Origin of the sequence: Pseudomonas sp. p99-361 (assembly GCF_003935475.1) — a bacterium.
Taxonomy (GTDB): Bacteria; Pseudomonadota; Gammaproteobacteria; order Pseudomonadales; family Pseudomonadaceae; genus Aquipseudomonas; species Aquipseudomonas juntendi.
This window is the reverse complement of sequence record NZ_RHQO01000105.1, coordinates 1-11,298: the sequence shown is the minus strand read 5'-3', so window position 1 is coordinate 11,298 and position 11,298 is coordinate 1. Positions and strand designations below refer to the sequence as shown.

At 64.1% G+C, this 11,298-nt stretch carries 14 protein-coding genes; 6 read left to right on the top strand and 8 right to left on the bottom strand.

Going from position 1 to position 11,298, the window contains the following annotated elements:
* Positions 1–162: 162 nt before the first annotated feature.
* From EGJ22_RS24815 to EGJ22_RS24795, 5 genes are all read right to left on the bottom strand, one after another.
* On the bottom strand, positions 163–534 hold the full coding sequence (locus EGJ22_RS24815; RefSeq protein ID WP_125920443.1) for a glutaredoxin: 372 nt from the start codon (positions 532–534) through the stop codon (positions 163–165).
* A gap of 59 nt (positions 535–593) precedes the next feature.
* Entirely contained in the window at positions 594–1,139 is a 546-nt protein-coding gene (folE, locus tag EGJ22_RS24810; protein WP_054911867.1) for a GTP cyclohydrolase I FolE, read from the bottom strand.
* Positions 1,140–1,208: 69 nt separating this feature from the next.
* Positions 1,209–1,769 (bottom strand): Smr/MutS family protein, encoded by a 561-nt coding sequence (locus EGJ22_RS24805; RefSeq protein WP_009683235.1) that lies wholly within the window; start codon positions 1,767–1,769, stop codon positions 1,209–1,211.
* Positions 1,770–1,835: 66 nt separating this feature from the next.
* Complete coding sequence (locus tag EGJ22_RS24800; protein WP_125920442.1) at positions 1,836–2,156, bottom strand: hypothetical protein; 321 nt, start codon at positions 2,154–2,156, stop codon at positions 1,836–1,838.
* An 85-nt stretch (positions 2,157–2,241) separates the two neighbouring features.
* Positions 2,242–2,832 carry a cysteine hydrolase family protein gene (locus EGJ22_RS24795; protein WP_009683237.1) on the bottom strand — a complete coding sequence of 197 codons (591 nt, stop codon included), beginning with the start codon at positions 2,830–2,832 and terminating at the stop codon, positions 2,242–2,244.
* A gap of 179 nt (positions 2,833–3,011) precedes the next feature.
* Between EGJ22_RS24795 and prmB the strand changes: the two genes are divergently transcribed.
* Positions 3,012–3,920 (top strand): 50S ribosomal protein L3 N(5)-glutamine methyltransferase, encoded by a 909-nt coding sequence (prmB, locus tag EGJ22_RS24790; protein WP_009683238.1) that lies wholly within the window; start codon positions 3,012–3,014, stop codon positions 3,918–3,920.
* A gap of 107 nt (positions 3,921–4,027) precedes the next feature.
* Here prmB and EGJ22_RS24785 read toward each other — a convergent pair whose 3' ends face one another.
* Positions 4,028–4,810: a hypothetical protein gene (locus EGJ22_RS24785; RefSeq protein WP_009683239.1), complete on the bottom strand. Its 783-nt coding sequence runs from the start codon at positions 4,808–4,810 to the stop codon at positions 4,028–4,030.
* 64 nt (positions 4,811–4,874) lie between these two features.
* Positions 4,875–5,837: an alpha/beta hydrolase gene (locus EGJ22_RS24780; protein ID WP_125920441.1), complete on the bottom strand. Its 963-nt coding sequence runs from the start codon at positions 5,835–5,837 to the stop codon at positions 4,875–4,877.
* Positions 5,838–6,047: 210 nt separating this feature from the next.
* Between EGJ22_RS24780 and aroC the strand changes: the two genes are divergently transcribed.
* The 3 genes from aroC (at position 6,048) to EGJ22_RS24765 (ending at position 9,295) form a co-directional block, all read left to right on the top strand.
* The gene (gene aroC, locus EGJ22_RS24775) at positions 6,048–7,139 is read left to right on the top strand and encodes a chorismate synthase (protein ID WP_125920440.1); all 1,092 of its coding nucleotides are present in this window, start codon (positions 6,048–6,050) and stop codon (positions 7,137–7,139) included.
* Positions 7,140–7,604: 465 nt separating this feature from the next.
* Positions 7,605–8,759 (top strand): MFS transporter, encoded by a 1,155-nt coding sequence (locus EGJ22_RS24770; protein WP_125920439.1) that lies wholly within the window; start codon positions 7,605–7,607, stop codon positions 8,757–8,759.
* On the top strand, positions 8,759–9,295 hold the full coding sequence (locus EGJ22_RS24765; protein WP_125920438.1) for an oxidase: 537 nt from the start codon (positions 8,759–8,761) through the stop codon (positions 9,293–9,295). The genes EGJ22_RS24770 and EGJ22_RS24765 overlap by 1 nt, the downstream gene beginning before the upstream one ends.
* A gap of 105 nt (positions 9,296–9,400) precedes the next feature.
* Here the strand turns inward: EGJ22_RS24765 and EGJ22_RS24760 are convergent, their stop codons facing one another.
* Positions 9,401–9,673, bottom strand: a complete 273-nt coding sequence (locus EGJ22_RS24760) for a DUF3509 domain-containing protein (RefSeq protein ID WP_054890614.1) — start codon at positions 9,671–9,673, stop codon at positions 9,401–9,403.
* 266 nt (positions 9,674–9,939) lie between these two features.
* Between EGJ22_RS24760 and EGJ22_RS24750 the strand changes: the two genes are divergently transcribed.
* Together EGJ22_RS24750 and EGJ22_RS24745 are read left to right on the top strand one after the other, a co-directional pair.
* Positions 9,940–10,464: an ankyrin repeat domain-containing protein gene (locus EGJ22_RS24750; protein WP_054881728.1), complete on the top strand. Its 525-nt coding sequence runs from the start codon at positions 9,940–9,942 to the stop codon at positions 10,462–10,464.
* A 58-nt stretch (positions 10,465–10,522) separates the two neighbouring features.
* Entirely contained in the window at positions 10,523–11,053 is a 531-nt protein-coding gene (locus EGJ22_RS24745; protein ID WP_125855613.1) for a hypothetical protein, read from the top strand.
* Positions 11,054–11,298 lie beyond the last annotated feature (245 nt).

The following is an 11,298-nucleotide window of genomic DNA, read 5'->3' as shown; positions in this document are numbered from 1 at the left end:
AACAAACGTAGGAGCGAGCGCAGCTCGCGATTGCGCCGCGCGGGCGGCGCTCGCTCCAACAGGCGCTGCCATACCTTATGGCAAACACCTGTCAGCCCTAAGGCGATCCCTGTGGGAGCTGGCTTGCCGGCGATATGGCCAGTGCAGGAAAGCTGAAACCTGTCAGACCGAGGCAAACCGCTCATCAAGGTAGGCAATGATGGCCTTGGACTCATACATCCAGGTCACCTTGCCCGCTTCTTCAATGCGCAGGCACGGCACTTTCACCCGGCCGCCACCTTCTTGCAGGGCCTGGCGGTGCGCCGAGTCGTTCTTGGCATCACGCAGCGCCACCGGTACGTTCAGGCGGTGCAGGGTGCGGCGGGTCTTGACGCAGAACGGGCAGGCATGGAACTGGTACAGCGCCAGGCCCTTGGCCGCCTGGTCGACGCGGGCCTGGGCGGCGGCGTCGCGCTTGCGCTTGGCCGGGCGGCTGACCCAGTCTGCAAACACGATGACTTGGCCGAGGCCAACCCGCAGGGCTTTGACGATCATGGGCAACTCCTGAAATGCAAAAGCCGACCTGCAAGGGTCGGCTCGGGGTCTGCAGCCAATTACTTGATCAGGCTGAGGAACTCGCTGCGGGTGGCGGCGTTGTCGCGGAATTCGCCCAGCATCACCGAGGTGATCATGGTCGAGTTCTGTTTTTCCACACCGCGCATCATCATGCACATGTGCTTGGCTTCTATCACCACGGCCACGCCGGCGGCACCGGTAACCTGCTGGATAGCCTCGGCCACCTGGCGGCTGAGGTTTTCCTGAATTTGCAGGCGGCGGGCGAACATGTCGACGATGCGCGCGACCTTCGACAGGCCCAGCACCTTGCCTTTGGGCAGGTAGGCCACGTGCGCCTTGCCGATGAACGGCAGCATGTGGTGTTCGCACATCGAATAGAGCTCGATGTCCCGGACCAGTACCATTTCGCTGTTGTCAGAGCTGAACAACGCGTTGTTGGTCACTTCTTCCAGTGTTTGCTCATAACCGCGGCAAAGGTACTTCATCGCCTTTGCAGCCCGCTTGGGCGTGTCGAGCAGGCCCTCGCGGGAGACGTCCTCGCCAAGCTGGCTGAGGATCTCGGTGTAGTTCTGTTCCAGGGACATGGATCTACCTTGGGAAAAAATCGCAAAAACGAAGGTTACGGCGGCGCGCGCGGCGCTGCAAGCACGGCGTTACTCGTCGCGGCCTTCGAGCATGGTTCGCTTGAGCATCACATACACGGCACCGGTGCCGCCGTGGCGGGCACTGCACGAGGCAAAGCCGAGCACCTGCGGGTGCTGGCGCAGCCAGGTGTTGACATGGCTTTTGATCATCGGCCGCTTGCCGTCCAGGCGCGCAGCCTTGCCATGGGTCACGCGCACGCAGCGCACTTCCAGCTTGGTGGCTTCGGCGATGAAGGCCCACAGGGTTTCGCGGGCCTTCTCCACGGTCATGCCATGCAGGTCGAGGCTGCCCTCGAACGGGATCTGCCCCAGTTTCAGCTTGCGCAGCTGAGTTTCCTGCACGCCGTCGCGGCGCCACATCAGTTCGTCTTCGGCGCCCACGTCGATCACGAACTGGTCAGACATACCGTCGATGACCAGCGCCTTGTCACTGCGAACGGTCGCCGCCTGGCGCAGGCCGGCCAGCTGCTGGCGGTCGGCCTTGGGCTTGCCGACTTCGGCGCGGTCGTGGCGGATCGGCTTTACGCCGCGCACTTCGGCCTTGAACAGGGAAAAATCGTCGTCTTGCATGGTGCCTCCACGTGGGCGGCGTAGTTTACGCGACTGTGGGGGCTTTATGCAGCCAATACAAAACCCTCAATCATGCTTCTTCATCAGGTGCGGCGACAGGTTCAGCTCACGCCCGCGCCGCAGGCGAATGCGGCTGAGCCGCCACAAGCGCACGCCCAGCCACAGCAGCAGCAAACCAGCCACGGTAACGATGCTGGACAACGCCTTGTTGGCGTTGAGTTCCTGCAGGGCAGGGTAGTTGCCGAGCAAGCCGGCGATGCCGGCCATGGCCAGCAGTACGCCCAGGGTCGCCAGCAGGGCGGACAGCCCGGCCGCCAGGCGGGCGCCCCAGTTACGCGGTTGGCGCGGGCGCAGGCGCTTGGCGTCGAAACTGCCTTTGAGCTTCATTCCGCTCTCCTCTGTGGATATCCGGAATTCGACCTGCCGCCGCCCCTTGGGTTCCGCCCGGCTGCCGGGCGGTCGTGCCAGGGCCTCAGATCAGGCTGGCGGTTGGGGCCACGCAAGCGAAGTTGTCGGCCATCACGGCCATTTCGCACTGGTGAATCTGCGCGGCCGGTATAACCCCGTCCTTGAACGCCAGGTCGCGGGTCGCCGAAGCGTCTTCTACCAGTGTGCACCGGTAACCATAGTCTTTGGCGCGGCGCACGGTGGTGCTGACGCTGGAATGGCTCATGAAACCGCACACGATCAGGTCCAGGTGCCCCAGTTCCTGCAGCGTTTCGTGCAGCTTGGTGTTCTTGAAGGCATTGGGCATGCGTTTTTCGATGACGATTTCGCCCTCCAGCGGCTCCAGCCCTGGAATGAACTGGCCAGCGGGCCCCTGTGGGTCGAAACGGCCACCCACCGTGCCCAGGTGGCGAACATGGATGATCGGACGGCCGCTTTTGCGCGCGGCGTCGAGCAACCTGGCGATGTTGGCCACGGCCTCGTCCATGCCCGACAACTGCAGGGGCCCACTGAGGTACTCCTTTTGCGCATCGATGATGATCAGGCTGGCGTGGCTCAGCTTGGCCGGCGGGTAATCGCGGCCAGTGAGGCGGAACATCGTGGTTGGAACGGACATCAAGGGCTCCTTGGTAGGGCTTTTGTGCACCTATTCTCCCCTGCATTGGCGCCAATGGGAATGGTTGACAACGCAAGTGGCATGGTTACTGGCCTGTGGCTAGCCCGGCAACGCTGCGATGGAACAAATCTGTGCCCCAGGCTGTTAGACTTTTGTCCGTTCTGAATTAGGAGTACCCCGTGATCACATCCCGCCTGCGCACCCTGCGCGACTACATCCGCTGGGCAGTCAGCCGCTTCCATGAGCATGACCTGTTCTTCGGCCATGGTGCCGACAATGCCTGGGACGAAGCCCGTCTGCTGGTGCTGGGTGCGGTGCACCTGCCATGGGAGGTGGCCGACAGCTACCTGGACTGCATGCTCGAAGACGACGAGCGGGTGCGCCTGCAGCACCTGCTCAAGCGCCGTATCGAAGAGCGCGTGCCAACTGCCTACCTGTTGGGCGAGGCCTGGTTCTGCGGCATGTCGTTCATTGTCGACGAGCGCGTGCTGGTGCCGCGCTCACCCATTGGCGAGCTGATCGAAAAGCGCTTCGAGCCGTGGTTGGCCAACGAGCCGGCACGCATTCTGGACCTGTGCACCGGTTCGGGCTGCATCGGCATCGTCGCCGCCGACGTGTTCCCCGAGGCCGAAGTGGTGCTGGCCGACCTGTCGTTCCAGGCCCTTGAAGTGGCCAACCAGAACATCGAGCGCCATGGCCTGGACGCCCGTGTGTACACCGTGCAGGGCGACGGTTTTGCCGGCTTGCCGGGGCAGCGCTTCGACCTGATCCTGTCTAACCCGCCGTATGTCGACGCCGAAGACTTCGACGACATGCCGGCCGAGTACCACCACGAGCCGGAGCTGGGCCTGGCCTGTGGCAATGATGGCCTGGACCTGGTGCGGCGCATGCTGGCCGAAGCGGCCGACCACCTCACCGAAAAAGGCTTGCTGATTGTCGAAGTGGGCAACAGCCAGGTGCATGTGGAGGCGCTGTACCCCGAGGTGGACTTTGCCTGGCTGGAGTTCGAGCGCGGCGGGCATGGGGTGTTCATGCTGACCGCTGAGCAGTGCCGCCAGCACCAGGAGCTGTTCAAGGGCCGCGTCTGATTCCGAACGGGGCTGCTTTGCAGCCCATTCGCGGGCACGCCCGCTCCCACCGGTAGATCACCGGTCCTTGTGGGGGCGGGCAAGCCCGCGAAACAGGCAACGCGGTCTTAACGGGTTGCAATCCAGATCAGCAGCCCCGCCTGAAACACCGCAAACGCCACCAGGCACGTAATGGTAAAGCGCAGCCCGCCATCTTCACGCTGGTACTTGGCCACCCGCTCATCACGCTCGCGCAGCTGTGCGTCTTTTTCCTGCAACTGCTGGTCTGCCTGCTGCAGCAAGCTGGCCGCATCAAGGATAGCCACCCGTTGCAGCCGTTCATTGCTCCAGGCTGCTTTCAACTGCCCCACAGGCATTTCCACGGTGCGGCCTTTCAGGTGCTGGGCGTCTTCGTATTCCACCTCGATGCCCACCCCACGCAGGCAGTGGTCACGGCGCAGGCGTGAGTCTTCGTTCAGCGCGTCCTTGTTCGGCAAGGGCATGCCCTCGACCTGGTAATGCGACCATTTGCGCTGCAACCATTGCGCGGCCTGGGCCAGCAGGAAGCGGCCGATGCCGCGGTTGACCGGCTCCAGCTGCAAGCCCTGGGCGTTGCCGATACGTACCCGGCGTTCGGCATGGTCCACGCGGATGTCCAGGCGGTTCTGTTCCTTGTGTACCTTCTGCCCAGGCAACTGGATCTCCATGCGCAGCAGGCTGTGGGCCTTGTCATGGCGCTCGGCATAGCCGAACTGCACAAAGCGCAGCGGCCGGGCGCCGGTGCTGCGGTCGGTGGGCAGCGCGGCCAGGCGCAATAGCTGGAAGTGTTCGACCGGCAGGTCGGCCCAGGGCTGGGCGGGGTTGTCCTGGGGCTCTTCGGCCGGCTCTGCGGCGGCGGGGGCAATGGTCATCGGGGCTGGTCCTCGGCTATGCCTGCTGTATCGGCAGGCAGGCCGCAGACCTGAGGGCGTTGCCTCAGGCCGAAGGCAAATGCTGGATAAAGGTCACGATTCGCTCACCCAGTTCGCGGGCCAGGGGCAACTCAGGGTTGAGGTAGCTGTCGCGTTGCTGGCTCATGTCTTTGGGGCTGATACGCAGCATGTGGTTCATGCCGTCGATCAACACCAACTGCGCATCCGGCTTGGCTGCCTTGAGCCGTTCGGCGTCGGCCACGTCCACCTGCACATCGTTGCGCCCCTGCACGATCAGCGCCGGCATCGGCAGGCGGGCGAAGGCGGCGGCGGGGTTTTGCCGGAACAGGGTAATCAGGTAGGGCTGCACACTAGGGCGGAACACCTGGCGCAGCGGTGCCGGCACGTCCAGGCTGGTTTGCCCGGCCTGCAGGCGGTCGAGGAGGGCGCTGCCACCGGCCAGTTGCGCCGGCGGCAGGCGCTGGGCCAGCTGCTCGCGCAACACGTCGGCCATTGGCCGGCCGCTGCCGGCCAGGGTAATCACGGCGCTGGCCCCGGCCTGTTCGGCGGCCAGGCTGGCAATCAGCGCACCTTCACTGTGGCCGATCAGAATCAGCGGGCCAAAGCGCGGGTCGGCCTTGAGCTTGTGGCTCCAGGCGACCACGTCGGCCACATAGCGCTCCACGCTCAGGTCCCGCTCATCAGGTGCGGCAGGCTGGCTGGCAGCCACGCCACGCTTGTCGTAGCGCACGCTGGCAATGTGTTCGTTGGCCAGCAGCAGGGCCAGGCGCTTGAGGTTGTCGACCCTGCCCGAGGCCGGGTTGTTGCCGTCACGGTCGGTAGGGCCAGAGCCGGCAATGATCAGCACCACCGGCGGCGGTGTGGCTTGCTGCGGCAGCAGCAAACTGCCGTGCAGCACGCCTTGGCCGGTGTCGAGGTCGATGGGGCGTTGCAGCACGGTGGGGGCGGCGGCCTGGGCCAGGCCGGTACACAGCAAGAGGATCAAGGCGACAAGGCGCGACATCATGCGGTACTACATGGGGAGATGTGGGTTTGACCCAATGTTTTGGGGAAGGTTCTGGGGGGCTTGGCAGGTTTGGCCTCTTCGCGGGCATGCCCGCTCCCACAGGGTGATATCTGTGGGAGCGGGCGTGCCCGCGAAAGGGCCAGCACAGGCGATCAAACCATCTGTATACTGCCGCTTTCGTCCATTTCAGGCAGATCTCGCGGAGCGTCCATGTCCGGCAATACCTACGGCAAGCTGTTCACTGTCACCACCGCTGGCGAAAGCCACGGCCCGGCGTTGGTCGCCATTGTCGACGGGTGCCCACCGGGCCTGGAAATTTCCCTCGCCGACCTGCAGCACGACCTGGACCGGCGCAAGCCCGGCACCAGCCGGCACACCACCCAGCGCCAGGAGGCCGACGAGGTGGAGATTCTGTCCGGCGTATTCGAAGGGCGCACCACCGGTTGCTCGATCGGCCTGTTGATCCGCAACACCGACCAGAAGTCCAAGGACTACTCCGCTATCAAGGACCTGTTCCGCCCGGCCCACGCCGACTACACCTACCACCACAAGTACGGCCTGCGCGATTACCGCGGCGGCGGCCGCAGCTCGGCCCGCGAAACCGCCATGCGCGTGGCCGCCGGTGCCATCGCCAAGAAGTTCCTGGCCAGCCAGGGCATCACCGTGCGCGGCTACATGAGCCAGCTGGGGCCGATCGAAATCCCTTTCAAAACCTGGGAATCGGTGGAGCAGAATGCCTTCTTCAGCCCCGACCCAGACAAGGTGCCGGAGCTGGAGGCGTACATGGACCAACTGCGCCGTGACCAGGATTCGGTGGGCGCCAAGATCACCGTGGTTGCCGAAGGCGTGATGCCTGGCCTGGGCGAGCCGATTTTCGACCGCCTCGACGCCGAACTGGCCCACGCGCTGATGAGCATCAACGCGGTCAAGGGCGTTGAAATCGGCGCCGGTTTCGCCAGCGTGGCCCAGCGGGGCACCGAGCACCGTGACGAGCTGACCCCTGAAGGCTTCCTCAGCAACAATGCCGGCGGCATTCTGGGTGGCATTTCCTCGGGGCAGCCCATCGTGGCCCACCTGGCGCTGAAGCCGACGTCCAGCATCACCACCCCGGGGCGTTCCATCGACGTGGATGGCAACTCGGTCGAGGTGATCACCAAAGGCCGCCACGACCCGTGCGTGGGTATTCGTGCCACGCCGATCGCCGAAGCGATGATGGCCATTGCCCTGATGGACCACCTGCTGCGCCACCGTGCGCAAAATGCCGATGTGCAGGTGGCTACCCCGGTGCTGGGCCAGCGCTGATCTGCCTGCACCGGCCCCATCGCTGGCAAGCCAGCTCCCACAGGGTCACCACAAACCAGAACATTGTGGGCCGCCTGTGGGAGATTCTATGGTTTTTGGCAAGGGTAGCCGCAGTATCTTCAGCGCCTGTGAGATCGAGCGCCGCCCGCGCGGCGCATCGCGAGCTGCGCTCGCTCCTACGTTTGTTTCGGGCCAGTAACCCCTGTGCCGGGTGCGCGCGACCGCCTTGTTTGTACGGCGCGATATTGAGGTATGCGCCAAGGTGTTCGCGCGCAAATCCCACAGGAATAATTGGCCCGAAACAAACGTAGGAGCGAGCGCAGCTCGCGATGCGCCGCGCGGGCGGCGCTCGCTCTAACAGGCGCTGCATATCTTCTGACAAACACCTGTCAGCCCTGATGCGATCCCTGTGGGAGCTGGCTTGCCAGCGATAGGGCCGCTACAGGCCCCCAACAAGGCCACCTCATGCAACCCATCCCTTACTGGCGCCTGTCCAGCTTCTACCTGTTCTATTTCGCCCTGCTCGGTTCCACCGCGCCGTTCCTGGCCCTTTACTTCGACCACCTGGGCTTTAGCCCGGCGCGCATCGGCGAGCTGGTGGCCATCCCTATGCTGATGCGCTGCATTGCCCCCAACCTGTGGGGCTGGCTGGGCGACCGCAGTGGTCAGCGCCTGCTGATCGTGCGCCTGGGTGCGCTGTGCACGCTGGCCAGCTTCTCCTTGGTGTTCTTCGGCAAAAGCTACGCCTGGCTGGCGCTGGTAATGGCCCTGCATGCGTTCTTCTGGCACGCGGTACTGCCGCAGTTCGAGGTCATCACCCTGGCCCACCTGCATGGGCAAACGGCACGCTACAGTCAGGTGCGCCTGTGGGGCTCGATCGGCTTCATCCTCACCGTGGTGGGGTTGGGCCGTGTATTCGAGTGGCTGAGCCTGGACATCTACCCGCTGGCGCTGGTCATCATCATGGGCGGTATCGTCGCCGCCAGCCTGTGGGTGCCCAATGCCCAGCCGGTGGAGCAGGGCGAGCGCAGCGCTGCCGGCGGCTTCCTGCGCCAACTACGTGCGCCCGGGGTGATCGCCTTCTATGCCTGCGTGGCGCTGATGCAGCTCAGCCACGGCCCGTACTACACCTTCCTTACCCTGCACCTGGAACACCTGGGCTACAGCCGTGGCGCCATCGGTTTGCTGTGGGCACTGGGGGTAGTGGCCGAGGTGTTGATGTTCATGGGCATGAGCCGCCTGTTCGCCCGTTTCAGCGTGCAACGTGTGTTGCTGGCCAGTTTCCTGCTGGCCGCCGTGCGCTGGCTGCTGTTGGGCAATTTGGCGGCCGAACCGGCGGTGCTGGTTTTCGCCCAGCTGCTGCATGCGGCCACGTTCGGCTGTTTCCACGCCGCCAGCATCGCGTTCGTGCAGGCCAGCTTCGGCGCTCGCCTGCAGGGCCAGGGCCAGGCCTTCTACGCCGCGCTGTCGGGTACCGGCGGCGCGTTGGGAGCGTTGTATTCGGGTTACAGCTGGAAACTGCTGGGGCCCAGCTTCACCTTTGGTATGGCCAGTGCCGCAGCCTTGGCTGCAGCCGTTATCATTGGCCTTTGTTCGCAACCGACCAGGACCCGCCCCTGATGAGCATTCTCAGCGTTTTCCACACCGCCAGCCCGGCATTGCCGCACAAGGTGTTGACTCACCACGATGACATCGCCGCAACCCTGGCTGAACACGGCGTGCGTTTAGAGCATGCCGAACCTGGCGTACGGGTGCGCCCGGGCACTGCGCAGGACGAGGTGTTGGCGGCGTGCCGCGCGTACCTCGACCAGCTGATGACCGCGCAGGGCAGCAAGGCATTCGTACTGCTCAACCGTGACGGCCAGGAACCCGCGCAGGTTGATGTGCGCGATGAACACGTGCATGACGCCGGCGAGGTTTTCGCCGTGATCAGCGGGCGGGCGCAGGTGGGGCTGCGGGTGGGCGAGTGGGTGTATTCGGTGTTGTGCGAGAAGGGGGATCAATTGCACGTGCCGGCTGGCACGCGGCGCTGGGTCGAGCTGGGTGAGGCGCCGTTCTGCCTGGCCTTGCGTTTGTATGGCAGCGAGCAGGGTGCGCAGGCGAGGTTTACCGGGGATGTAAGTGCGCGGGCATTTCTGGGCATTGACGAGTTGTAATGCCTGCACCGGCCTCTTCGCTTTGTGGGGAGCGGGCACGCCCGCTCCCACACAAGCTCTCTGCGCGACAACGCAGCCTATAGGGCTGAGTTATCTCAACAGCACTCAGCGGTAGGTCGGCAAGGCAAACCGTTGCTGGCTCTGCAGCATCGAGATCACCGGCAGCTCACTGGCCTGTTCAGCCAGGTCACGGCGGATGGCACTGATGGCCCACGACAGCTGCTCGGCGCTGTGCATTTGCCCATAGGTCAGTACGCGTCGGGTCACTTTGCCATCAGCCGCACGCAGGGTCAGCAGCACGCCGCCGTCCGGGCGAGCCTGGGTGGTCACTTCGTAGGCCGAAAATACCGAGACGAATTTTTGCTGAATAAGGTCCATAGCAACTCCTGGCTGTTGTGTGGCAGACATGAGTAGGTAGTTGCAGTGACCGTGCCAGAATCTGAATTCATGAAAAGTCCTTTAAATTCAGTGGCTTGCGATGCTTTTGCAGAAGCGCTTCCGTGCAGCTTGCAAGGTCGTGCATTTTGCACAGTGCAATTTGCACGAAGCGGGCGGTGGCTATCGGCGCAATAGAATATGAACCTTTGACCGCAATTGCGTGCCTGACAAACACTTGGGCAATCATTTACGCAAGGAGGTTCCCGATGACCAGCCAAGCCGCACACGCCACCATGACCGATGACGAAACCGCAGCCTTTGCCGAGCAGGTGTTCGAACGGGCCCGCCAGGGCGATGCCGAGATGCTCGAGCGCTTGCTCGCCAGCGGCCTGCCGGCCAACCTGCGTAACCACAAAGGGGACACCCTGGTCATGCTGGCCAGCTACCACGGTCACCATGACGCAGTGCGTGTGCTGCTGGCCCACGGCGCCGACCCGCTGATTGCCAACGACAACGGCCAGTTGCCGATAGCCGGTGCCGCCTTCAAGGGTGACCTGGCAATGATCCGCCTGTTGCTCGAGCACGGCGTGCCGGTAGACGCAGCGGCCCAGGATGGGCGCACGGCGCTGATGCTGGCGGCCATGTTCAACCGCTGCGAGATACTCGATTACCTGTTGGCCGAGGGCGCCGACCCGGCGCGCCAGGATGCCCGCGGGGCCACCGCGCTGATGGCCGCGCGCACCATGGGCGCGGTGGATACGGCAGCACGCCTGCAAGTGCAGGCCGGCTAACGGCCTGGGGGCATTTGCGGCTATCCTTGGCGACTTTCACCCGCCGCAGGCCCCCCTCATGAAAACTCAGTTGCTCGAATTCATCAGCCTCATTGGCGCTGGCTGCATGCGCGAGGCCGACATCGAGCGCATCGCCGACGAGGCCGCCCAGGCTTACGCCGACCCGGCCGCGTTCCTCGCCGCCAACCCTGATATCAACTACGACGACACCTTCCCGATCCCGCTGGGCGAATGGGTGGTGCTGGGCAGCCTGCCGGACACCGTGGTGTTCCAGGCCGACAGCTACCAGGCGCTGTTCCAGCAGATCAGCGACTCGTTCGACAGCAGCGTGCCGTTCACCCTCAAGCCCAAACAACTGGCCCGCACCGAGCCGCTGACTGCCTTGAACCGCATTCAGGTGCAGATGGGCGCGCTGAACAAGGAAGCCGGCGGTTATGTGCTACTGAACTTCAGCCAATTGCTGGATGACGAGCTGCAGATGGTGATGGTGGGCCAGCACGACCTGGCGCGGGTGCTGGAACTGGGCGCCGAGCTGGGGATCAAGGTCGAGCCAGCCCTTGAAGCGCTGAAAGTTGCCGTGCATGTCTGAAGGCTGATGGCCCCTGTGGCGGGTAAGCCAGTTCCCACAGCACCACCACAGCGTTCGAACCCAGTGCTGCTCCTGTGGGACTCTATGGTTTCTGGCAATGCATCATGCCAGGTGCTCGCCACTGCATCTTCAGCGCGTGTGGCAAACACCTGTCAGCCCTGATGCGATCCCTGTGGGAGATTCTATGGTTCCTGGCAAGGGTAGCCGCTGCATCTTCAGTGCCTGTGAGATTGAGCGCCGCCCGC